The sequence below is a fragment of the Pseudomonas sp. UYIF39 genome (assembly GCF_029963765.1).
Lineage (GTDB): Bacteria > Pseudomonadota > Gammaproteobacteria > Pseudomonadales > Pseudomonadaceae > Aquipseudomonas.
Genome location: NZ_JALBYU010000038.1, coordinates 1 through 24,042, shown reverse-complemented (window position 1 = coordinate 24,042; position 24,042 = coordinate 1). Strand labels below are relative to the sequence as shown.

General features: G+C 54.1%; 20 protein-coding genes and 2 pseudogenes. 9 read left to right on the top strand and 13 right to left on the bottom strand.

Annotated elements, in window-relative coordinates; translation table 11 throughout:
* Positions 1-20: 20 nt before the first annotated feature.
* The 7 genes from MO767_RS29175 to copC form a co-directional block, all read right to left on the bottom strand.
* Positions 21-371 carry a copper-binding protein gene (locus MO767_RS29175; protein WP_282483343.1) on the bottom strand — a complete coding sequence of 117 codons (351 nt, stop codon included), beginning with the start codon at positions 369-371 and terminating at the stop codon, positions 21-23.
* Entirely contained in the window at positions 368-3,526 is a 3,159-nt protein-coding gene (locus MO767_RS29170; RefSeq protein ID WP_282483342.1) for an efflux RND transporter permease subunit, read from the bottom strand. Before MO767_RS29170 ends, MO767_RS29175 begins: the two co-directional genes overlap by 4 nt.
* Positions 3,523-5,007 carry an efflux RND transporter periplasmic adaptor subunit gene (locus MO767_RS29165; protein WP_282483341.1) on the bottom strand — a complete coding sequence of 495 codons (1,485 nt, stop codon included), beginning with the start codon at positions 5,005-5,007 and terminating at the stop codon, positions 3,523-3,525. The genes MO767_RS29170 and MO767_RS29165 overlap by 4 nt, the downstream gene beginning before the upstream one ends.
* Positions 5,004-6,260 (bottom strand): TolC family protein, encoded by a 1,257-nt coding sequence (locus MO767_RS29160; protein ID WP_282483340.1) that lies wholly within the window; start codon positions 6,258-6,260, stop codon positions 5,004-5,006. The genes MO767_RS29165 and MO767_RS29160 overlap by 4 nt, the downstream gene beginning before the upstream one ends.
* Positions 6,261-6,359: 99 nt before the next feature.
* Positions 6,360-6,701 carry a hypothetical protein gene (locus MO767_RS29155; protein ID WP_282483339.1) on the bottom strand — a complete coding sequence of 114 codons (342 nt, stop codon included), beginning with the start codon at positions 6,699-6,701 and terminating at the stop codon, positions 6,360-6,362.
* A 187-nt stretch (positions 6,702-6,888) separates the two neighbouring features.
* The gene (copD, locus tag MO767_RS29150) at positions 6,889-7,827 is read right to left on the bottom strand and encodes a copper homeostasis membrane protein CopD (protein WP_282483338.1); all 939 of its coding nucleotides are present in this window, start codon (positions 7,825-7,827) and stop codon (positions 6,889-6,891) included.
* 3 nt (positions 7,828-7,830) lie between these two features.
* The gene (copC, locus tag MO767_RS29145; protein ID WP_208668833.1) at positions 7,831-8,214 is read right to left on the bottom strand and encodes a copper homeostasis periplasmic binding protein CopC; all 384 of its coding nucleotides are present in this window, start codon (positions 8,212-8,214) and stop codon (positions 7,831-7,833) included.
* A gap of 349 nt (positions 8,215-8,563) precedes the next feature.
* Here copC and MO767_RS29140 point away from each other — a divergent pair.
* Positions 8,564-8,965: pseudogene (locus MO767_RS29140) on the top strand (winged helix-turn-helix domain-containing protein); the annotation flags it as partial.
* A 239-nt stretch (positions 8,966-9,204) separates the two neighbouring features.
* Here the strand turns inward: MO767_RS29140 and MO767_RS29135 are convergent.
* Positions 9,205-9,798: an iron transporter gene (locus MO767_RS29135; protein WP_282483337.1), complete on the bottom strand. Its 594-nt coding sequence runs from the start codon at positions 9,796-9,798 to the stop codon at positions 9,205-9,207.
* Positions 9,799-10,611: 813 nt separating this feature from the next.
* Here MO767_RS29135 and MO767_RS29130 point away from each other — a divergent pair.
* Positions 10,612-10,833: pseudogene (locus MO767_RS29130) on the top strand (HupE/UreJ family protein); the annotation flags it as partial.
* A gap of 342 nt (positions 10,834-11,175) precedes the next feature.
* On the opposite strand, the gene MO767_RS29125 reads toward MO767_RS29130, so the two are convergent.
* From MO767_RS29125 to MO767_RS29110, 4 genes are all read right to left on the bottom strand, one after another.
* Positions 11,176-12,654 (bottom strand): multicopper oxidase family protein, encoded by a 1,479-nt coding sequence (locus MO767_RS29125; RefSeq protein WP_282483336.1) that lies wholly within the window; start codon positions 12,652-12,654, stop codon positions 11,176-11,178.
* Between the two features lie 11 nt (positions 12,655-12,665).
* The gene (locus MO767_RS29120; protein ID WP_282483335.1) at positions 12,666-13,079 is read right to left on the bottom strand and encodes a hypothetical protein; all 414 of its coding nucleotides are present in this window, start codon (positions 13,077-13,079) and stop codon (positions 12,666-12,668) included.
* A gap of 275 nt (positions 13,080-13,354) precedes the next feature.
* Entirely contained in the window at positions 13,355-14,743 is a 1,389-nt protein-coding gene (locus tag MO767_RS29115) for a heavy metal sensor histidine kinase (protein WP_282483334.1), read from the bottom strand.
* Positions 14,740-15,429, bottom strand: coding sequence for a heavy metal response regulator transcription factor (locus MO767_RS29110; protein ID WP_208668837.1), 690 nt, complete (start codon positions 15,427-15,429; stop codon positions 14,740-14,742). The genes MO767_RS29115 and MO767_RS29110 overlap by 4 nt, the downstream gene beginning before the upstream one ends.
* Positions 15,430-15,787: 358 nt before the next feature.
* Between MO767_RS29110 and MO767_RS29105 the strand changes: the two genes are divergently transcribed.
* From MO767_RS29105 to MO767_RS29075, 7 genes are all read left to right on the top strand, one after another.
* Positions 15,788-16,051, top strand: coding sequence for a DUF2933 domain-containing protein (locus tag MO767_RS29105; protein ID WP_282483333.1), 264 nt, complete (start codon positions 15,788-15,790; stop codon positions 16,049-16,051).
* 2 nt (positions 16,052-16,053) lie between these two features.
* Positions 16,054-18,408 (top strand): heavy metal translocating P-type ATPase, encoded by a 2,355-nt coding sequence (locus MO767_RS29100; protein WP_282483332.1) that lies wholly within the window; start codon positions 16,054-16,056, stop codon positions 18,406-18,408.
* Positions 18,409-18,520: 112 nt separating this feature from the next.
* Entirely contained in the window at positions 18,521-18,721 is a 201-nt protein-coding gene (locus MO767_RS29095) for a heavy-metal-associated domain-containing protein (RefSeq protein ID WP_282483331.1), read from the top strand.
* 336 nt (positions 18,722-19,057) lie between these two features.
* Entirely contained in the window at positions 19,058-19,264 is a 207-nt protein-coding gene (locus MO767_RS29090) for a co-regulatory protein PtrA N-terminal domain-containing protein (protein WP_282483330.1), read from the top strand.
* Between the two features lie 219 nt (positions 19,265-19,483).
* The gene (locus MO767_RS29085; RefSeq protein WP_282483329.1) at positions 19,484-21,424 is read left to right on the top strand and encodes a copper resistance system multicopper oxidase; all 1,941 of its coding nucleotides are present in this window, start codon (positions 19,484-19,486) and stop codon (positions 21,422-21,424) included.
* 232 nt (positions 21,425-21,656) lie between these two features.
* A complete protein-coding gene (locus MO767_RS29080) occupies positions 21,657-22,721 on the top strand; it encodes a copper resistance protein B (RefSeq protein ID WP_282483349.1) in 1,065 nt (354 codons plus the stop codon).
* A 165-nt stretch (positions 22,722-22,886) separates the two neighbouring features.
* Positions 22,887-23,354 (top strand): DUF411 domain-containing protein, encoded by a 468-nt coding sequence (locus tag MO767_RS29075; RefSeq protein WP_282483328.1) that lies wholly within the window; start codon positions 22,887-22,889, stop codon positions 23,352-23,354.
* A 332-nt stretch (positions 23,355-23,686) separates the two neighbouring features.
* Here the strand turns inward: MO767_RS29075 and MO767_RS29070 are convergent, their stop codons facing one another.
* Positions 23,687-23,869: a DUF1289 domain-containing protein gene (locus MO767_RS29070; protein ID WP_017341650.1), complete on the bottom strand. Its 183-nt coding sequence runs from the start codon at positions 23,867-23,869 to the stop codon at positions 23,687-23,689.
* Between the last annotated feature and the right edge of the window lie 173 nt (positions 23,870-24,042).

The following is a 24,042-nucleotide window of genomic DNA, read 5'->3' as shown; positions in this document are numbered from 1 at the left end:
TCACTTCCACCACCGCTAATTCACTTTTTTATTGAAACAATCGTCGCTCTGCCACCCTCTACTCGAAATGAAAACGACACTCGGTCTCCAGCCGTCAGCCCCATCAGTTGATCTTCCGTCACGGAAAAGGCCATGGTCATCGGCGGCCATTGCACAGCTGGAACAGCGCCGTGAGAGATGGTCACCGTATGCTTCGTAGTATCGATAGCCTTGATCGTTCCGTCGGCGGTGGCGACTGGAGCCTGCGTTGTTTCCTGCTTCATCTGCACGCCCTCCATTCCGTCCATTTTCATGCCCGGCATATCCTCTGCGCGGGCCGAAAGAGACAGCGTAAATACGGTACTTGCAACTGCAATCAAAGTCAGTCTCATACGACTTTTCCTTGAGGGTTGATGGGTTCAACTGAGAGGTGCCGGCGACGCATCAGGCGATAGGCCGCCGGAATGACAAACAGGGAAAGCAAGGGTGCCGTGACCATGCCGCCAACCATGGGCGCGGCGATGCGACTCATCACTTCGCTGCCGGTCCCGCTGCCCAACAGAATGGGCAGCAGGCCGGCAATAATGACGGCCACGGTCATGGCCTTGGGTCGAACACGCTGCACGGCGCCTTCACGAATCGCCGCAACCAGACCGCGCTCAGTGCTGTCGCCGAGGTCTTCACGTTCGGCCCAGGCGTTCTTCAGGTAGAGCAGCATGATCACGCCAAATTCGGCAGAAACACCGGCCAACGCGATAAAGCCGACCCCGGTGGCGACTGACAGGTTGAACCCCAACAGATAGAGGAACCAAGCCCCGCCCGTGAGAGCGAATGGCAGAGTGGCCATGATCAGCAAGGCCTCATCGAAGCGGGCAAAAGTCAGGTAGAGCAGCACGAAGATGATCAACAGCGTGGCAGGCACCACCAGTTTGAGTCGTGCGTTGGCCCTTTCGAGAAACTCGAACTGCCCTGAGTAGCTCAGGCTCATTCCCGGCTGCAACTTGACCTGCTCATTGACGACCCGTCGCAGGTCGGCGACTACCGAGGCAATGTCCCGGCCACGCACGTCGATGTAAACCCAACCAGATGGCCGTGCATTCTCGCTCTTGAGCATCGGTGGACCGTCGCTGACCTTGACCTTCGCCACAGTGCCGAGGGTGATCTGGTTCCCTAGCGGGGTATAGATCGGCAATTGCTCCAAGGCGCCGAGCGAGTCACGCCACTCTCGTGGGTAGCGTACGTTGATCGGGAAGCGTGCAAGTCCTTCAAGGGTCTCCCCGACATTTTCACCGCCGATAGCGCCGGCCACGATGGACTGCACATCGGCGATATTCAGCCCGTAGCGGGCGGCGGTTTTGCGGTCGATATCCACGTCGATATAGCGACCACCCGTCAGTCGCTCGGCCAGAGCTGAACTGATGCCGGGTACGCCCTTGGCCACTCGCTCGACGGCCTGAGTCGCGGCATCGATCTCCGATAGGTTGGTACCGGCAACTTTGACTCCGATGGGACTCTTGATCCCCGTGGCAAGCATGTCGATACGGTTGCGAATCGGTGGTATCCAGATATTCGTCAGCCCAGGGACTCGTACCACTCGATCCAGTTCTTCCACCAACTTTTCCTGGGTCATGCCTGGACGCCATTGCTCGTGCGGCTTGAATTGGATAGTGGTTTCGAACATCTCCAGCGGTGCGGGGTCGGTGGCGGTTTCAGCGCGCCCCGCTTTACCGAAGACGTGTTCGACTTCAGGCACGGTCTTGATCAGACGGTCAGTCTGTTGCAGCAGTTGTGCCGCTTTCTGCGCTGACAATCCCGGCAGAGCTGAAGGCATATAGAGCAGGTCACCCTCGTCCAACGGGGGGAGAAACTCGCCACCCAAGCGAGACATTGGCCATAGCGCACTGACAAAAACCAATAGCGCCACCAGCAGCGTGATCTTTGGTCGACGCAAGACTGCGTCCAGGGCTGGCTGATAGATCCGAATCAAGCATCGGTTCAATGGGTTCTGTTGTTCATTAGGGATTCGCCCCCGAATCCAGTAGCCCATAAGCACTGGCACCAAGGTCACCGACAATCCCGCCGCTGCTGCCATGGCGTAGGTTTTGGTGAAAGCCAACGGACCGAACAGACGTCCCTCTTGCGCTTCCAAGGTAAACACCGGAATGAACGACAGGGTGATGATCAACAAACAGAAGAACAGTGCCGGGCCTACTTCTGCCGCCGCTTCGGTCATTACATGCCAATGACGCTCACCCTTCAGTTCTTCCCCCGGATTGGCCGCGTGCCAAGCCTCAATCTTCTTGTGGGCGTTCTCGATCATCACCACGGCGGCATCGACCATGGCGCCGATGGCGATGGCAATTCCGCCCAAGGACATGATGTTGGCGTTGATCCCTTGGTAACGCATGACGATGAAGGCAATCAGCACCCCAACCGGCAGCGAGATGATTGCCACCAGAGATGAGCGCAGGTGCCAGAGGAAGATCCCACAGACCAACGCGACGACGATGAACTCTTCGATTAGCTTGTGGCTGAGATTTTCCACAGCGCGGTCGATCAGCTTGCTGCGGTCGTAGGTGGTGACGATTTCCACTCCGGCGGGCAAACTGCTTTTCAGTTCGTCGAGTTTGGTCTTGACCGCCGCAATGGTCTCGCGAGCGTTTTTGCCGCTGCGCAATATCACCACGCCGCCGACGGTCTCGCCTTCGCCGTCGAGTTCAGTAATGCCACGCCGCATTTCCGGCCCCAACTGGATCGTGGCGACATCGCCAAGGGTCACCGGTATGCCACCCGCACCCAGCTTGAGCGGGATCGCCCGAAAGTCATTGAGCGTCTTCAAGTATCCGGAAGCGCGCACGATGAACTCGGTCTCTGCCATCTCCAGCACGGCACCACCGGTTTCCTGGTTGGCCTTGCCGATAGCTTCGGTCACCTCAGACTGAGTGATACCGAGGCTGGCCAGTTTGAGCGGATCAAGCTGTACCTGGTACTGCTTGACCATGCCGCCCACGGTTGCCACTTCCGCAACGTTGGGCAGGGTTTTGAGTTCGAACTTGAGGAACCAGTCCTGAAGTGCGCGAAGCTGCGCTAAATCATGTCCGCCACTGCGATCCACCAGTGCGTACTGATAAATCCAGCCCACTCCCGTCGCATCCGGCCCCAACGCCGGTTTGGCGCTGGCCGGCAAGCGACTTTGTATTTGGCTCAGATACTCCAACACCCGCGAGCGAGCCCAGTACAAGTCAGTGCCGTCTTCGAACAGCACGTAAACGAAGCTGTCGCCGAAGAAGGAATAGCCACGCACCGTCTTGGCTCCCGGTACTGAGAGCATCGTGGTGGCCAACGGATAGGTCACCTGGTTCTCGACAATCTGCGGCGCTTGTCCCGAAAAAGGAGTGCGGATGATTACCTGAACATCGGAGAGATCCGGCAGCGCATCGATGGGCGTGCTCTGCACCGACCAAATACCCCAAGACGTGACAAACAGTGTCGCCAGTAGCACCAGGAATCGGTTGGCCACTGACCAACGAATCAGGGCAGCGATCATGGCTGGCTCCCCGATTTATCCAGACGCTCAACACGCAAACCATCGTCGGTCTGGCTCACTGCGATCCTAACCTTGTCACCTGTTTTCAGGCCTTGCATCAGCGCCGGATTGGCAAGTGGGAACGTCATCGTCATACCAGGCATGCCCAGCGTCTTGAACGGACCATGGGCAAGCGTGACTTCTTTAACGTTGATCTCAACGATCTGCCCATCCGCTTCATGAAAGCTGGAGGCTGCTACGCGGGGTGGTGACTCTTCCTCTGAGCGGGCAACAATGCCCTTAAGACTGGCCTCCGAGTCGAGCAGGAACTGGCCAGAAGTAACCACCTTCTGGCCTTCTTCCAGACCTTTCAATACCGCCGTCTTGCCATCGCTTTCCTGCCCGAGTTGCACCTCCACGGGACGGTAGCGGCCCGCGTCTTCGGCAAGCATCACCAAGGCACGTCGGCCCGTGCGAATGACGGCTTCGCTCGGCACCCACAACACACTCTGCTCGGTCGAACGATTCAGGCGGACCTGCGCTGTCAAACCCGGTCTGAGGCGTCCGTCCGGATTGGGTAACTCGACACGTACGCGAAGAGTGCGGCTGTCCGGATTGGTCTCGGGCAAAATCGCGCTGACCTTGCCGTTGAGTATTGTCCCTGGGAAGGCTGGCAGACGCGCTTCGACTGCCTGTCCCACGTTGATCGATCCGGCATCCGATTCTGGTACGGCCACCGCTAGCCAGACACTGCTCAAGCCATTGACGCGTGCCAGGGTGTCGCCGGTCGCCACGGTCATACCCGCGCGTACGTTCAACTCTTGCAGCATACCGGCAATGGGACTGGTCAGAGTCAGGTACGGCTGAACCTTACCGCCACGCTCTACCTGAGCAATCAGTGCTGCCGGCATCCCCGTGAGCCGCAGTCGCTGGCGGGCCGCAGCCAACAGGGCAGCATCCCCGTTGCGTTTCAGGGCAAGGAACTCTGTCTGAGCAGCGGCCCATTCTGGCACCAGGATATCCGCCAACGCCGCGTTGGCTTTGAGTACATCGCCGGGAGCATGGGCATAGACCCGCTCCACAAAGCCAGGGGTGCGCGCCTGAATCACAGCGACATCACGTTCGTTGAACGTCAAGGCACCTGTCACGTCGAGGCTCGAATCAAAGATCCCACGAGTGACAGTCGCAAAACGCAGACCGAGATTCTGGGTCAGACCTGGATCGATACTGACTGTCGCCCGATCCCCTGCGCCACTGGCGAATTGGGGAACCAGTTGCATGTCCATGAAGGGTGACTTACCCGGCTTATCGAACTTTTGCTGCGGGTACATGGGGTCGTACCAATACAGTGCTTTGCGTTCGTCCGGTGAATTGAGGCTTTGCTCCGGGGCGGTTACGGATACTCCGCTCATACGCTGGTGAGCGAACCAGTAACCACCGGCAACACCCAATGCCAGCGAGATGCCTACCAGCAATGCCCCGGTCCATTTTTTAAGGATCATTGGCTGGACTCCCCATAAGCAAAATACAAACGCGCACTGGTCAGTGCTCGCTGCTCTTCCACGTCGATCTGTTTGAGGCGGGCTTCGATGAGTTCACGTCGGGCGGCAACAACGGCGTTTAAATCGCCTTTACCGGCGCGGTAGCTGGCCATGCTGAGTTCGACCTTTTCCATCGCCAGCGGCAACAGGCTTTCCTGGTTTCGGCGCACGGCACGATTCAGGCGCTCATAGTCAGCCAGTTCGTTTTCCAGTTGCTGGGTGTGCTCGCGTGACAGGGCTTCGCGCTCGGCCTCAAGCTGACTGAGTTCAGCCTGTTTGGCTGCGATTTTGGGGTTTTGGCGCGAGTCAGGAAACAGCGGTAGATCCCAGGAAAATTGCACGCTGACCATATCGCCAAACTCACGGCCGCGACGCTGATAATCCAGCTCCCAGCTCCAGTCCGACTGCTTCTCCGACACGGCTTCACGAACCTTGGCTTGCGCTTCGCGGGTCATCGGCGCAAACGCTGCCAACTCGGGGTGGTGTTGCAGTTTATGGGCGTAGCCGGAGGTATCGACGGGCCACTGCGGCAAGCTGCCCACAGGCTTGTCGTTGGCGGCGGAGCCAATCCAGCGTTTGAGGGCTGCTCGGGCCTGCGCTCTCTGGAGAATCAGATCGTCCTGTTGCTCCGCCAGTTGAGCCGCTTCTTGCTTAGGCGTCACCGCATCGGCGGGTTGAGCGCGGCCACCGGCAATCTGGGCCCGGACGGTATCGGTCAACAGGCGATTTTCTTTGTAGAAGTCCTGGAACAGCGCATCTTTGCGCTCAACCGAGTAGCTATTGATCCAGGCCAACGCCGTGGACTGGCGTACTTTCAGACGTTCGACTCGACGCTCCGCAGCGGCGCGATCAATGGCCGCATCGGCCACTTCTATGCGCGCTTTGCGCTTGTCGCTGTTGGGCATTTCTTGCCTGACCCCGACCACTTGCATGGTCATGAAGTCCTGATCGATGCTCCAGCGATCCGGACCGCCAATGGGGTAGTTCTGCACACCCAACAGTAGCCTGGGGTCAGGTAGTTCACCGGCTGGAATAGCCGCGCTGCTGGCAGCTTGAATTTTGGCGTCTTGTGCGGTCAGCGACGGTGCATTGTTTTCGGCCAGCCGCAACGCTTCATCGAGTGTCAATGCGGCAGCGAAGCTCGGCAATGCCAGTACGCTTGCCGCCAGACCGGCCACGAGGGACCAGCCTGTGCAATAGCACTTGGAGTTCATGTTTACGATTCCTGTGATCATCCAGTGCACGCGTCAAAAGACATGCGCGCAGCTAGTCCATCCCGCTAACGCGGAATGAGGCTCAATGTGGGACAGGAATCAAACGCGAGGCGGTCGCCATACCCCGGACGGGGTCTGTACAGGTAGGGAATCGCTGTAGTAGTAAAGCACTACGGGGCTGAATACGGTTACAGGAGGCTTGAGGATCGAGACTTGCAGCATGCCGCCTGTCTTGCATTCCTGGCCCGGCTTACAAGGTTTGCCGTGCTCGGAAGGGCTTTTCATATCGTTGCAGCAGTCCATCCCCATGTCGTCCATCATCGCCATGCCCATCGTCTTCATTGGGCAAGGTTCTGTCGGTGCCTGGACGCCCGCCATCCCGCTGAGGGGAAGCGCCAAGCTGATCATGAAGATGATGCAAAACCGCAGATAGCGTTTCATGGGCTGGAGTGTAGTCGCTGAAAATGGCTCTTACAATTGGACTCGCGTCATCAGCAGCCTACCGGAATGCCCTGATCGAGGGGATAACACCGAACCAGAATTAAGCCAGCATTAGCTGGCACAAAATAGAAGCTCATTACGAGCAGGCTCCAAGGCGTAGAAGAAAGTCATTCTTATATTTTTTGCTCTATACCGCGCTCATCTCCATTTCTGGACTCAAGGTTCCTAGCCAAGCGACAAGACATACGATAACCACTGCGGCCGAGAACTCAAAGATCATACTACGTCGTAAAGCGTTGACAGCGACGGCATGGTCTCCATTCTTGATTGAGCGCTCTAGTAGGGGGCTCAAATGGAAGCGATTCAACGATGCCAATATAACCAGCCCTGCGAATAGTAAAACCTTCAAGAACAGCAATATGCCGTAAGTGCTAAGCATCACCTCATCCAGGGTCGGACCTACAATAAAAAGGTAATTTACTATTCCGGTAACACCTAAAATCACAACAATTAGCGCCCCTGCCGATTCAAATCCAGTCAGAACACGGGAGAGGACTCGTACTTCTTGTTCACCGTTAAGTATCTTCTCACGCAGCAGTAAAGCGAATGCAGCGAGAGCCCCCATCCAACCCCCAGCGGCCAAAAGATGAAATATGTCGCTGGTGAAATGCATATAACGACTGCCGCCCTCGTCCATCGCGCCATGTCCTGTCCATGCCAAAGTCGCCAAAGCAATCGCAGAAAAGACAGTGACAGCCCATAGGCTGAGACTTGGGTAACACTTGTTAAGTGTGACGGCTATACCGGCCATCACAAGGGAGACTATTCGCACCATCCACGTCAAACCGACGTCGGTTCCCATAAGAACCATTTCAAATATATGATGATGCAGCTCCATTAGCTCTGAAACGCCGCTCATCGCTTTCGCAAGAAACAACATAGCTGCAAGGGATAAAACAATACCAATAACTACGTTGCCCAAAAGGAGCGACTCAAAATTCAAGACTGCGCCGGATACTCGCTCTTTTCCCTTGAGGCTGTACAATCCAAAAATTGCTAATCCGAACAGCAGCATCAGATCCAAATAAAGAGCGAAACGAAGGGCGATGTTGATTGAGTCGCTCATAAATCATTTCACTTTAAATGTAACGTTGCCTGTGATGGGATGAGTGTCTGAAGAAACAGCACGCCACTCGACCTTATAAGTACCAGTGGTCAATGGTGCAGCTGGCGTGATTACCATCGTTTTTGGATCGTCGCCGCCTGAGACTCCAGCCTTAACTCCCATTGGCGAGTTCGGCATGCCCGGCATGTCGGTCATGATCAGTTTCGCTCCTGAGAACTGAGTCGTGAGGTTCTCCGAGAAGTGCAGTTCGATCTTGGAAGGTGCTGCGGAGGTCGAGCCCTCCAAAGGACTCGAAGACACCAACTTTGGGTGCGCTTGTGCCACAGCACTCAAAAGCAACCCTGCGGTTAGTGCAACCATCACGGTGGTAGTTTTAAAAGGTGACATGCAAGACTCCTCACAGCATAAGCTGTAGGTTCGAGGTTTGGCGGGGAAGATCTAGTTTTATACTTTCGATCAGGCTAAAACCACATAACACAGCCAAATGCATAAACCGTCATGGTATTAACTGAACTTAGGTAATTGATCAAAGACTCTTGTGTCTTAGAGCTGAGCCACGATGCCACATTGCAGCCGACCGGTCGATTACAATTCAGTAAGCTTGGCGCCCAGATCTCTGCATCAGCATTGTGGTGACAATCGACTCTGACGACCCCAACCGGGACGGACGGTAATGGCTAATCAGAGATGCGTCGCGTTACCTGTTACTCCATCGAGTGGATACACTACATCAACGGAGCTTGGTGCTGATGACTACATGATCAGGCCTTTTTCGTTCTCCGAGCTGCTTGCTAGAGTCCGATTCTTGCTGCGTAGAGCACCCCCTCCTTCCAGTCAGACCCATCTAAAAATCGGAGATCTTGAGCTTGACGTACTCAAACATCAGGCGTTTCGAGGAGGGAAACGGATTGACCTAACGGCGAAAGGATTTTCGTTATTGGAATTCATGCTCCAGCACCGTCGTGAAGTTCTTCCAAAATCCCTCATCGCATTACAGGTTTGGAATATGCACCTTGAGAGTGGCACCAATGTCATCGAAGTTGCCGTGCGTAGACTACGAGCGAAAATTGATAACAGTTTTGAATCCAAATTGATTCACACCTCACGCGGCATGGGTTACGTGATCGACGTATCGTAGATCAAATGACTCGTTTGTTGGTGAGGGCCTTCAGACGAGTGTGAGCCACCCCCGTTTTCTTCGACAGGTTTGAGCGGTAGCTTTTGGCCGTTTCTGCCCGGCACGACTGCTGCTTCACGCCCTGACGAAGTCAGTTAACCTTAATCAGTTTTTAACTCGCTGACCGCTGAATTATTTTACTGGCATTCATGTGCCTGCTGACAGTTTGTCTGCGCCCTCCTTCGGCAAAATGGGCACTGCTAGTTTGCTGCCGAGACGGGTTCTGATACCTCGACAAGTACACCGTCCTTCAATTTGAAGTGAAAGTGAGCGTTTACCGGTTTCGACCACAGGTCTTTGTCCTTCATTTCACGAGCGAACGCTGGAACACCAACAGTGACCGTGGCAGCGTAAACACCATCACCAGCCAAGGGACTGTTTTCAGAGTAATGCAATCCACTGCCGCCCCACATTGGTGGTAGAACCGTTTCTACGCTCTTTCCATTGGCTTTGTTCGTCGCAGCGAAGGTAACAGTGGAGTACGGGAGTCGCGTCTTGGTTGCGTTGTCCGTCACCTTGATCTCGATATGATACCGCTCGTTCTTTGCGGGAACATGTTCACTCCACTGAGCAGGCGTTCCCATCTGCATCCACATAGCTTCGGCGCCCTCAAGCTCCAACTGGATTGTCAGCCCGTCGTTGATGACTCTACCTATTAGCACTGCGCTTTCCGTTGGATCTTTCGGTGAGGTGAGCGTCTTGATCTGCGGCTCTGCCGCTTGTGCAAGGCATGTGGCAACTGGCAGTGCGATTGCGGATCCTAAAGCAAACAGCAACTTTTGGGTGTTTGTCATTTCAAGTGATCCTGGCTGAGTGAAGCTATCGCGGATGCAATTTCCAACGCCAATTAGATCTCACTGTCGTTTCCACCAATCACGTTTGCAATAGCCTCAATGGCTAAGCTCATCTGCAAGCCCTTTGAATAGCTACGTTGGTACTTCACTCTAGCCCATAGACCACCTACCGCTGGCTACCTGTCAGAAATGTAATATTCCACACAGCGAATCAACTCTGCTCTCGCATAGGATTTCGATTGCCGACTTCTGGCCCAGGCTGTGTAAAACGCGGGCACCGTCTTGAAGACTGTGTTGCTACGTAAAATCTGTCAGCGCGTAGTTAGGCAGCAGACCAAAGATTTTTCGCAGAAACGCGTTCATTGGCCCAATCCTGGCAGTCAAATCTGCTCTAAAACGCTTTTTCACAGCCTCGGCCAATTTCCATCTGCCACACAGGGGATGTTTCGACCCATCATGTTGAAAAAGGTCGTCAAGGGCCAATCGCTCACCGTATTTTTCTGCATCGTGATGATTGGCATCATCACGATTGGCTACCTACCACGCGCATGACGAACAGGCAGAGATGTCGAGCGTGAGCTACTCGGATCACTACCATTCCCCATTGCCCCCAGACTATCAGTACGAAACGTCGCAACTCACTTCCGCGTTGAGTTTGGCTGCACAACCAAATCGCTCCTTTCGGGTCGATGCCCCTCGATACTCTGTTCCTCGTCTGCCGATTTTCTTGATCGAACGGCCACCCCGTCCTTCGTTTGCATCCTAACCATATCCGCGCTTTGGTCATTGATCCCTGCAACGTAGGATTGACCTATGCATTCGTACTCGATGAGCGGCGTCGACGCATTTACTGCGCCTTCGCGTCGTCTGCTACTGCTGTTGTTTCTATTTACCACATCACTTTTCCTCGCAAGGCCCGAGGCGATAACTCACGCCTTCGCTGAAGGAGACAAGGGCTTCATCCAGGAAAGCTCCGGCGTCATGTTGCAGCCCTCAAGCTACATGGGCGCCAAAAACATGATGACGAGCTACGATCAGCATCCTCAACATATGAGCTAGACCAGTTGGATTCAAACTTGGGTCGCTATACTAAATAGGTGACTTGGCCGGACGGATACACATCAACTAAATTTAGACTGGTATCTATCGAAAACCTCGTGACTTGTCTCCACCCCGGAGTCTGAATTGAGGTTTGGAACAGGACTCGCGGTTAGGGTGAACATCACTTCGGTAGCTTCAAAGCTATCCGTTTTCATGGGATAGGTAACGTACGCATCAATCGATCAGGACCAGCGACGTCAGGCTCACCAACCCCGAGCAAGTCCCTGCCTTTCCAGCCGGTCAAACCTGAGGTCCATAGCGAGGTGCCGCTCTTACTCAAACCACTTTGAGCTGTCCCATCATTCCCGTCGCTTCATGTTCGAGAATGTGACAGTGGAACATACGCAATCCTGACCATCGCTGGACTGTTTTAATCCGTACGATCTCATTCGAGCGTAGGTTGACCGTGTCCTGCCAGGCACGGAATGGAGCTGGCGTGATCACTCCACCCAACTCTCGCTCAACTACTTGGAACTGGGTGCCGTGCAAATGGAAAGGATGGTCCATATCAGAGCGATTGACGATCTCCCACAGTTCCACCTCGTTGACTTTGCTTACAAGGTCGACCCGCCCCATGTCGTACTCCTGGTCGTTAATCAGGAACTGCATGCGATGACTACCATTGGCCATGTTCATTTTTTCGCTGAACACCACTTGTTTGTGTGCTGTGACCGGACCGAGGTCAGCTACTGAACCAAGCCTACCAGGCAAGGCAGCCACGGCTGTTGCTCTGACCGCCGTGAAATCGACCGTTAACAGTGACATTGCCTTATCAGGCGACACATCGCCCATTTTGCCGCGTGGGTAGATATTCGCGTTCAGCTCTATGCGATCACGAAGGCTACCAGCATCGACGATCAGTTCGATCCGCTGGGCAGGTGCCAATAGGTATTCCCCCTGTACAGGTTGAGGGGCTTCAAGCAAACCGCCGTCGGTACCGACCAGGGTCAGCGTGCTACCGGGCAGCGCGAGCTTAAGGTAGCGGGCACTACAAGCATTCCAAACACGCCAGCGCTCACGGCCTCCTGCGTCGAACGGCAAGACTGGTTGGTGCTGAGCGTTGACCAAGGCGAACTGGCCTTCGCGGCCGTTCATCCAGTCGTTGGCGTCGTTCGGGGCGATGGCGGCGTAGCGGTCGAGTTTGAGGTCGGAGACCACCAACAATCGCTCCGGCAGTTCGGCCAGCGGATCCTCTCGCGACCGAACCAGTAATGGCCCGGCTAATCCACGGAAGGCTTGTTCAGCCGTGTACTGATGTGGATGGGGGTGGTACCAATACGTGCCCGCACTCCCTTGCGGCAGATTGAAACGGTAAGTATGACGTCCGCCAGGTGGCACCGGATCATGGGGATTACCGTCTTGCTCGGGCGGAATTGGCAGACCGTGCCAATGAATAGTTGAGGGTTGCTTGAGGTTGTTGATGAAGGTGATCTCCACCATGTCACCCTCAAAAAGCTCAATCAACGGCCCCGGCAAACCGTCGTTATAGGCCCAGAACTCGGTCGACGCATGTCCAGGGATGAAGGGCAGCGTGAGCGGCGCAGCGGTCAGCGTGGCCTGAAAATGGCCTGGAGTGCTGCTCGCATTCGCGAGTTTGGGTAATTCGCGCAGTGTGGCACCAGCCGGTAGTAGATCTGATGCGAGCAATGGTAATCCAACAGGCGCCGAGGCCATATCTACGGCTGACCAAGCTTGCAGCCAAGGCGCCGCCAATCCTGCAACAGCCACCCCGCCGAGGAAGGTTCGGCGCTGCATTGGGTACGCCTTCATTTGGACATCTGCATGTTCATCATGCTCGACTGCTGATCCATCATTTGCATCATCATGTCCATCATCCCCATACCACCGCCGTTTTCTGACTTAGACATACTCATGCCCTTGCAGTGGTCACCTGAATGCATGTCCCGCATCATGGCCATGGACCCCTTCATCGTTTGCATGCTCTCTTGCATGGCTGCTTGGCGCTCTGTCGGAGTCTTCGCTGCGGCGACCTTGTCCTGGGCTACCCGCATTTTCTGCATTTGCTCAGCCACGGCTTTGTCCGTGGCAGGCGTGGTCTGCTCGCCTACCTGGGCCGAGGGCGTTTGAGCGTCGTCTGGATGATGAGTGTCAGTGGCGTTAGCGAGTACAGCAGCGCTAGTGAGTAGTAGCGCTAAAACTAGCTTCAGTGGTGCTTGCATGACGATCTCCAAGGGTAAGGGGGAAAAAGCTCGCATGGTTACCGTGGAACGCTAAGCGGCAAACACCAGCAACAAACCAAAGATCAGCCGCAAGGGCGTCTGCCAGAAATGAATGCTCCAAATCTAAAAATTGGCTGTCTGCCACTTTAAGATTAGCTCTCGCCTGTTTTCGGAGCGTTGATATAGGTCAAAGAGAAGCAAACATCCTCCAAAACTAACGTCCTTGCTGAATGGAGTTCTTGGGTTCGGAGCCGAATTAAAAAACGCCGGCAAATTTAGGCGCGTTTCAGTCCGGCACTCGGGAGTTCAATATGAAAGCCAGTTGTTCCGTTGGACGAGGTGCACCAGATCCTGCCCTCATGAGCTTCAATGATTGATCGAGTGATCGAGAGACCCAGCCCAGCGTTGCTAGGGCTTCCTTCACGTCGCGCAGGATCTACGCGGTAGAAACGGTCAAATAGTTTCTCAAGGTGCTCAGGCGCAATGGTCTTTCCGGGGTTTTGCACCGTCACCAATGTCGACGTATTTTTCTGACGGATATCAACATGGATGGTTTGCCCCTCTGGCGTGTACCGTAGCGCATTTGAAAGCAAGTTCGAGATCGCCCTGCGTAACATCGATACGTCACCCCGGACACTTCCTGCCCCCGAAACGCTAAGCTCGATGCTGCGCTCATCAGCCAGTAGTCGGTAATACTCAAGCAGTTTCCCCACCTCCTCCTGTAGGTCTATCTGATCGCTCTCTGGCTTGAGCAATCTATTATCGGACTTAGCCAAGAAAAGCATGTCATCGATCATGCGAGACATTCGCTTCAAATCATCCAGGTTCGAGTACAAATTGTCTTCGTAGTCCTCAATGTCCCTTTTTCTTGAGAGCACTACCTCAGTGTGGGTCATGAGATTGCTGACCGGGGTGCGCAGTTCGTGAGCAATGTCTGCGGAAAAATTCGACAGCCGCACAAAAGCATCATCCAGACGTGACAGCATCGCATTGAATGACGACACCATCTGTTGAAGCTCCTTTGGAACGGGCGCCAATGGGATGCGCTCTTTAAGTGATTTAGCAGACATGGATGCAGCGACCATGGTCACCTGACGAATAGGACGCATACCGCTGCGGGCAACCATCCATCCCAGCCCCGCACTAACGAGCGCGCTGATCACGAGACCTATCCAGAACCATCTTTGAAGGGTCTCGAAGAAAAACATGTGCTGCGTAACATCAAAGATCAAGATCACAGTCAGTGGTTGGTCCTGCCCGGAAACATTGGCTTGGGCGCTGACACCTCGGTAAATATGATCTTCGTCCCGCCACTCCCACATCGTGTTATTTAACCGTGTGCGGAATTGCTCTGGGACATCAATCGGCCCTGGACCAGAGAAAAACAGCTTTCCGCCGCTGTTTAGAATGATCGCAGTCAAATCACGGTGTGCCCCTAGCAAAGCCTCCAACTGCGGCTTTATCTCGTTGAATTCATCGATGCCGTGCATTTCCCCCAAGATCCTTTGAGACGAGCTTAGTTTTTCGTCCAGGGTCTGCTGATCCAGCATTTTGAAATGACGCTGACTGAGGTGGTTGAAACTAACTCCGGCAACTGTGAGGACAACCGTCACCGAAAGCATGAACATCAAGCTCAGCCGTGTTGTCAGGGATAGGCGGTTCATTCCAGCTCCGTGTCTGGTGAATCGATCATGTAGCCCATACCGCGAGCGGTTTGAATGAGTTTGACCTCGAAGTCGTCATCAATCTTCGCCCTGAGCCTCCTCACCGCAACTTCAATCACGTTGGTATCGCTGTCAAAGTTCATGTCCCAAACTTGCGAGGCAATGAGCGATTTTGATAGTACTTCGCCCCGACGACGGAGGAGCAATTCCAGCAGCGCAAACTCTTTGGCCGTGAGATCGATACGCTTGCCTCCTCTGATAGCCCGGCGTTTGAGCAAGTCAACCTCAAGATCGGCCAGTTTCATATGAGTTTGCGATGGCGCGCTACTCCCTCGACGCAGCAGTGTTCGCACCCGAGCCAGCAATTCAGAAAACGCGAAGGGCTTAATCAGATAATCATCGGCTCCAAGCTCAAGCCCCTTGACCCGATCTTCAACACGGTCTCGCGCAGTCAGGAAAAGTACAGGTACATCCTTCCCGGATGCACGCACCCTCTGTAGGACTTGCCATCCGTCCAAACCCGGCATCATGACGTCAAGAATCAGCAGGTCATATCCCTCGTTCAAGGCGTGCTGAAGGGCCTCCTCGCCGTCGGTGAATCGATCAACATTGAACCCAGCCTCCGTTAGACCCTGCTGTAAATAGATACCTAATGTCGGTTCGTCTTCAGCAACCAGAAGTCTCATGGGATGGATCTCAAATGAATAACTGGGCTGAGTTTGCAACGAATAAGCCTGCGTCATCAGAAACTGACAGAAAAGTAATCTTGGCTTCAGGTGGATGTCGGTCGAGCGGCGCTCTTGTGACTAGCATGAATTCTTACATGCACTCATTCGTCTCGTCGTGACAGAGTTCTGATCAAGAGTCCATCGAGACCTTTTCACATAAACACCGGCCCTTCGGAGGCACCACTGGTCTGAATGGTAGGTCAGCGTGGTGTGTAGTGCGTGTGACTTGATCGAGATCACAGTTTTAAGGCGAGCAGTGACTACGCTCAAATATCAGACTCACGGCAACTCTTGCCATAACAGTGGGAGCTACATCATGACCCCTCATCAGCATTCAGTTGGAAACGCGGGCCCACCATTTTGGAGGAGCAAAATGGGTGTGGTACTCATCATGCTGGTTGCGATTGGCGTTTTTTACGTGGTCAGGGAACACTTCAGCCATGTTTCGCCTTATCTGATTTACCTGCCCTATCTGATTCTGCTGATCTGCCCCTTAATGCATTTTTTTGGACATGGCCATGGGGGGTATGGTGGACATGTCAATCCGTCAGAAACCAACAAGGATGAGAAAGGAAAATAGCCATGTCCAACGCCATCAGTCACCAAGACCACGCCTTTCCTGCGAAGGTCCTGGATGAAAGTCTACGTGATCCGGTATGTGGCATGACTGTTACCCCACCGATCAAGTTCAGCGAAACTTATCAGGGGCAGACATATCAGTTTTGCAGCATGAAGTGCCAGGAAAAGTTTCGAGCAGAACCGCAGCGCTATGTCGCTACCCCGTTGGATACCGTTCACTCTGACCACACAGCTCCAGCCGTTGAAACGCAGGAAGTTACTGAGTACACCTGCCCTATGCATCCAGAGATACGTCGGCCTGGCCCCGGTACCTGTCCTAAATGCGGCATGACATTGGAACCGGTCATACCAGTGCTGGAAGAGGAAGAAAACCCCGAGTTCAAGGATTTCACCCGTCGCTTTTGGTGGTCACTACCATTAACCGTGATCGTGACGGTACTCGCCATGGCGGGACACTCGTTGCAACTCTTCCATGGGGCTACCCAGAACTGGGTCGAGCTTATCCTTGCAACCCCTGTAACCTTATGGGCTGGCTGGCCGTTTTTTGTGAGGGGCATCGATTCGATTCGTCATCGCAGCCCCAATATGTGGACCCTGATAGGCCTGGGTACAGCCGCTGCGTACCTTTACAGCGTCGCAGCTACAATTTTTCCCCAGAGTTTTCCCGCCACCTTCATGCAAGAGGGCCGCATCGGCGTCTACTTCGAAGCCGCAGCCGTGATCATCTCGCTAACCTTGTTCGGCCAGATGCTTGAACTCAAAGCTCGATCACAAACGTCTTTGGCTATTAAGTCTCTACTTGGCCTGTCTCCGAAAACCGCACGCAGGATCAATGCCGATGGCAAAGAGGAGGACATCCCTCTCACGCATGTGCACAAGGGGGATCATCTCCGGGTCAGACCGGGTGAAAAGGTTCCTGTCGATGGCTCAGTGCTGGAAGGCGAAAGCGCGGTCGATGAGTCGATGCTGACCGGCGAGCCGGTGCCCGTGATGAAAAGAAGCGGAGATAGCCTGATCGGCGCCACACTCAATACCCATGGCAGCCTGGTGATGGAAGCGCAAAAGATTGGTGCCGAAACCATGTTGTCGCAAATCGTGCAGATGGTTGCCCGTGCCCAACGCTCTAAAGCGCCCATGCAGCGCATGGCTGACGCCGTCGCTGGTTACTTTGTGATGGGCGTCATCGCGATTGCCCTACTGACCCTTTTGGGGTGGGGGTTGTTTGGTCCTGAGCCTGGCTGGGTCTTCGGCCTGATCAATGCTGTCGCTGTACTTATCATTGCTTGCCCCTGCGCGCTTGGGCTTGCGACACCAATGTCAATCATGGTTTCCACCGGTAAAGCGGCCAGCATGGGTGTGCTGTTCAGAGATGCCGGCGCCATCGAGAACCTTTGCAAGATCGACACGCTGATCGTGGATAAGACCGGAACCCTGACAGAGGGTCGTCCGGTGTTTCACAGTGTGGAAGCCACGCAAAAGTTCGTTGCCAATGATGTACTTCAACTGGCCGCTAGCCTTGATCAAGGCAGTGAGCATCCGCTGGCTCACGCCATTGTTGATCATGCCCTTGCTGAGAATCTGGTCCTAACCAAACCGGAGTCGTTCGAGTCCGGTTCTGGGATCGGGGTCAGTGGCATGGTCGATGGCAAGAAAATCCAGTTGGGCAATACCGCCTTGATGGAAGAGGCTGGTGTAAACATTAGTCCCCTCAGGAACCGCGCCGAGCAATTGCGCCTTGAAGGAATCAGCATCATCTACCTGGCTGTCGATGGAATACTGGCGGGGCTACTAGCGGTGTCAGACCCGATCAAGCCGACTTCAAAGGAAGCTGTCACCAAACTTAAAGCCGACAATATAAAGATCATTATGGCCACCGGGGATGGCCTCACCACGGCACGGGCTGTTGCCAAGGAAATGGGTATTGAAGAAGTACACGGCGAGGTGAAACCTCAAGACAAGGAGCGTCTGGTCGAAGACCTGCAAAAAACGGGTCGACGCGTTGCCATGGCGGGCGACGGTATCAATGATGCTCCTGCTCTGGCCCGAGCAGATGTAGGCATCGCGATGGGGACAGGGACAGACGTCGCGATGAACAGTGCGCAGCTTACTCTTGTAAAGGGTGACTTGATGGGGATTCTCCGAGCGCGGGCCCTTTCTGTCGCGACTGTAAAAAACATGCGGCAGAATCTGGGGTTCGCCTTTGTCTACAACTCGATGGGTATCCCGCTCGCGGCAGGTCTGCTATATCCCCTGACCGGACATCTCTTATCGCCGATGATCGCTGCCATCGCCATGAGCGTTAGCTCCGCATCCGTCGTTTTCAATGCGCTCAGGCTGAGGAACACTCACGTAGATTGAGATCAATGCCTTATTTGAGACACAACATAGACAACTCTTGACCTTCCCATCGTGTCAGCGTTGATGCTGTGGTTGCGGCTAAATAGGGCCGCTCAACACGAGAGGAATAGCTATGTTCGTCTTAGAAGTGTCAGGCATCGATTGTGGAGGCTGCGTCAGTAAAATTACCAAAGCCATTCAATCGTTGGATAACCAGGCAACCGTTTCGGTGGATCGTGCCGCCGGTAAGGTCAACGTCGAAAGCAACGAAAGCCCAGAGCGCGTGCGTTCAATTGTTGAGGCACTTGGATTCCCTTCCAAAATCGGCATCTGAGAGCCCCGGTCGACCTGCGCGCTCACGTTTCTCATGAACACTATTTTCTAGCGTTCATTTCATATACCAGCGCGCAGCGGAGATGGCTTGATCCAACCCTGATCAATTAGTTTTGTATGGAAACCTTCAAACCACCAAGACGAGATACCTACTCCCAGTGCAGTCAGGAGGTTATCCCGTAAGGAAATCACAACCTGACACAACGGTAATACTCACTTAAGGCTTCTGACAGGTTGCGGGTTCTAAGATTGCGTCGCGTCTTGAACTTAGCCCCCTCGAATTACGTCTTGATGTAGGTTCAACGGGGGTAGCCAAATCTTATCCGAGGATACCCACATGAAATCCATGAAAACCCTGTTTGTCATCGCAGCCTTGGCCGTTTCCTCTCTGGCAATGGCCGAAGGTGGCAGTGATCGCTTATTCGCACGCATGGAAGCAGCCAGACAGAACTCCATGGAAGCGTACCAAGTAGCCCAAAAGCAAGGTACTCAAAGCCCCGTAGCAGAGAGCAAAGCCAAAGGTGTCGACCACGCCAATTGCTGAGTAGCTTGGCGCGCTCCCAAGCTGACAGAAATGTAATCACCGTGATGGTCCAGATGTGGCAATTTCTGAGTCCGCTTGCCGTATCCATTCGACTTTGGCAACGGTGGGCGACGCTCATCTGGGCTAAGCACGATTTCCCGAGATATTGCCTTCAACCTGTATGAGCAACTCATTAGTTGTTTATCACGGCTTCCCTTTTGACTGATTGGACATAACGGCATGCACTCCAAAACCTCTAGGCGGACATTCGTTAAAGGCTTGGCCGCTGGTGGCATTCTCGGCGGCCTTGGCCTGTGGCGCACTCCTGTATGGGCGGTGACAAGTCCTGGCCTGCCGAGCGTACTCACCGGCAACGAATTTGATCTGTTTATTGGTGAAACCCCTGTAAACATCACCGGCTCGCCGCGCACAGCCATGACCATCAATGGATCGTTGCCAGGACCTTTGCTACGTTGGCGCGAAGGAGAGACTGTCACCCTGCGTGTAAAAAACCGTCTAGACCAAGACACCTCAATCCATTGGCACGGCATCATCCTGCCGGCCAACATGGACGGTGTACCGGGCTTGAGTTTCCATGGCATCGCACCCGACGGCATGTACGAGTACAAGTTCAAGGTTCATCAGAACGGTACGTACTGGTACCACAGCCACTCCGGTTTACAGGAACAGGTAGGCGTTTACGGTCCAATCGTGATCGATTCAAAAGAGCCCGAACCTTTTAAATACAACCGCGATTATGTGGTAATGCTGACCGATTGGACCGATGAAGATCCTGGTCGCGTCATGGCCAAGCTCAAGAAACAATCGGACTACTACAACCACCACAAACGTACTGTTGGCGACTTCATCAACGATGTCAGCAAGCAAGGCTGGTCCGCAGCCGTGGCCGATCGGAAGATGTGGGCCGAAATGAAAATGAACCCCACCGACCTCGCAGACGTCAGTGGGGATACTTACACCTATCTCATGAATGGCCAGGCCCCTAACGGTAACTGGACCGGAATTTTCAAACTGGGTGAGAAGCTGCGTTTGCGCTTTATCAACGGCTCGGCCATGAGCTACTTCGACGTCCGTATCCCTGGTTTGAAAATGACTGTTGTGGCCGCCGATGGTCAGCACGTCAACCCGGTCAGCGTCGACGAATTCCGGATCGCCGTAGCAGAAACCTATGACGTGATCGTGGAACCTGCCAGCGAAGAGGCTTACACCATCTTCGCCCAATCCATGGATCGAACCGGTTATGCACGCGGAACCCTGGCGGTACGCGAAGGGTTGAAGGCGCCGGTACCGCCGATCGATCCCCGCCCTCTTTTGACCATGGATGACATGGGGATGGGCGGTATGGCCGGCATGGACCATGGCAGCATGGGTGGCGGCGATATGAAGCAAGGTGACATGTCCGGAATGACCGGGATGGATCACAGCAAAATGACCGGCATGGATCAAGGTGATATGACCGGCATGACCGGTATGGACCAAGGTGACATGTCCAACATGACCGGCATGGATCACAGCAAGATGGCAGACATGGACAAGGGCGACATGTCCAACATGGCCGGCATGGATCACAGCAAGATGGCAGGGGTGGATCATGGCGATATGTCGGGAATGGCTGGCATGAGCGGCATGGGTGATATGCAGTCTCACCCAGCTTCCGAAACCAATAATCCCCTGGTCGATATGCAGGCCATGAGCACTACGCCAAAGCTCAACGATCCCGGCATTGGCTTACGAAACAATGGCCGTCGCGTGCTCACATATTCTGACCTGAAAAGTACTTTCCAGGATCCTGATGGCCGCGAACCCAATCGCACCATTGAGCTGCATCTGACCGGTCATATGGAGAAGTTCTCATGGTCCTTCAACGGCATCAAATTCTCTGACGCCGAGCCGTTGCGCCTCAAGTATGGCGAGCGCCTTCGCATCACGCTGGTGAACGACACGATGATGACCCACCCCATCCATCTCCACGGCATGTGGAGTGACCTTGAGGATGAGAACGGCAAATTCATGGTGCGCAAACACACAATTGACATGCCGCCCGGAACCAAACGCAGCTATAGAGTCACCGCCGATGCTCTAGGGCGCTGGGCCTACCACTGCCACCTGCTTTTCCATATGGAAATGGGCATGTTCCGTGAAGTTCGGGTTGATGAGTAAAGGAGACGATCTGTGAGCACATACCTAAATCGTAAATCGCTAGTGGATTGCCTCTTTGCCGTTAGCCTGCTGGGCGGACTTTCGTCCATGGTGCTGGCAGGGGTATCCAGTAGCGAGTATTCACATGTGAATCCCACGATATCAACGGACAAGCCGGCAACCACGGTAAACGAGCCAAAGCCGGATTACGGGTCGATAGATCACAGCAAGATAAGCCATGAGTCGATGGATCATGACCAAAAAACCAAAAAGGCGGATTGAGATCATGACCAGTAAGTTTTTACGCCCAACGCTGATGGCACTGGCAGTCTCTACCAGTCCTGCCTTCTTTGTCATTGCTCATGCCGCTGAAGAGATGGTTCCATCGATGGCTATGCCGTCAAGTGCGGACTCAAAGCCTTCGACTGCGCAAAAATCCAAGCCAACCACAGCGAAAGATGGCGCGATGGATCACTCCAAGATGGACCACAGCTCAATGGGAACCATGGACCATAGCAAGATGGGGGCTATGGATCACAGCAAGATGAGCATGGACGACGGGCAAATGGACGGCATGGAAAGCATGGATGGAGGGGCGACAACCACGAGCCGGACCCCGGTGCCCGTACTTACCGACGCTGACCGTGCCGCCGCCTTTCCAGATGTGGCTGGTCATGGTGTCCACGACAAAAAACTCAATTCCTTCATGTTACTGGATAAGTTTGAGTACCAGGATGCTGACAACGGTAGTGCGTTGGCCTGGGATGCAAAAGGATGGATCGGTGGTGACGTTGATCGTCTGTGGTTGCGTTCGGAAGGTGAGCGTACCAATGGCGTAACGGAAAACGCTGAACTCCAAGCACTTTGGGGGCACGCCATCGGTCCATGGTGGGATGTCGTCACTGGCGTTCGACAAGACTTCAAGCCCGGGTCGCCTCAAACATGGGGAGCGCTCGGTATTCAGGGCATGGCCCTCTATAACTTTGAAGCCGAAGCGACTGCCTACATCGGTGAGAATGGTCAAACGGCTGCTCGACTTGAAGGCGACTACGACATTCTGCTGACTAATCGCCTGATCTTGCAGCCAACAGCCGAAGTAAATTTATACGGAAAAAATGATCCTCAGCGCGGCATTGGGTCTGGATTGGCCAACACCGAAGTAGGTTTCCGATTGCGTTACGAGATTGTTCGCCAATTTGCCCCTTATGTCGGGGTTACCTGGAATCGCTCTTACGGCAAGACCGCCGACTTGGCCAGCGATGAAGGAGAAAAGACCAACGAGGCTCGATTTGTAGCGGGTATTCGGATGTGGTTCTGATTCGATTTAGCAATGCCATCAAGAGCTTTGAATGATCGGGGAACCACCTCCCCGACTCAAGGGTAAGACCATCAACCAAACCTAAGCAGCCGTACTGAAAGCTCGGGTGCTAGGGCTGCTTTTTCGCGGAATTTCCCAACGCGGCCAAGGTAAAAGGAAATATTCATGAAAGGTAGCTTCCGACTCTCACATCGATTTATGCGTATCGCAACTTTCGCCGCGCTGTTCATCGGTTCAACCGCTCAAGCGGCACAGGCCCTGACCATCGATGTTCATCGAGATGCGAACTGCGGATGCTGCAAGAAATGGATTCAGCATCTTGAGGCTAATGGCTTCACCATCATTGATCATGTAGAAAGCAACATGAGTGCTGTCAAACAGGACCTTGGTGTCGCTCCACGACTATCGTCTTGTCACACCGCGATAATCAACGGGAAGTTTGTTGAGGGCCACGTACCCGCTGAACAAATAATTGCGATGAGTAAGCGTGACGACCTTCTCGGGATCGCTGCTCCTGGCATGCCAGCAGGTTCTCCAGGAATGGAAGTCGACGGAGTGCATGAGGCCTTCCAGATAATCGGCCTGAACAAAGCCGGCACAGATCAGGTCATTGCTGAATACCCCGAAAACTAATCCCGCCCCATCCATCCCGTCACAGCATGGTTATGCAGCGTGACTTGCTCTGTCGACTTCATTCTCAAACAATTCGCCAAGGACGATCAGCAACAGTTGTAAAGGCGCGCTTGCACCGAATCGGAGAACCCCGTACCGCTGTCCTCGATAACAATTTGAGATGACTTCAAGTAATTGGTGATGACGCCATGCTCCGTATGCTGACAAGCAGTGCGCAGCACATTGCTGATCGCGATAGTGCTAAGTTCGGGAATGGCGTGCTCCTCAGCGTGCCTTCCCGAATCAGGACATCTATTTCGGCTGAAAAAGTAGACAACGTAAATGACGGTGGTTTAAGAGTTCTTTTTTTGCAGGCTTTTCAGTCGCAGGGTCGCGCGTTGTACAGCGGCCATTTTTTCTGGACGCTTCATTCGTTTCCATTTTCTGATGTCTTCCTTGGTGCGACCGCAGCTGACGCACAGTTCGCTGTTCAGCTGGCAAACAGAAATACAGGGATTTTCGATGTCCTTGGCCATTGTTCAATTCCTCGTCGAACTTATACGTGCTACGGGTTCATTGCTAAGCCAGAACGGCGACCTGATCGGGTGAATCAGCGCCCAACTTCGTGCGGTACTCAACTGTCAGATGAGTGATTGTTGGCGCTGATTGAAAACTGACCCACCCTGCCGATTGAAAAATGACCCAGGAC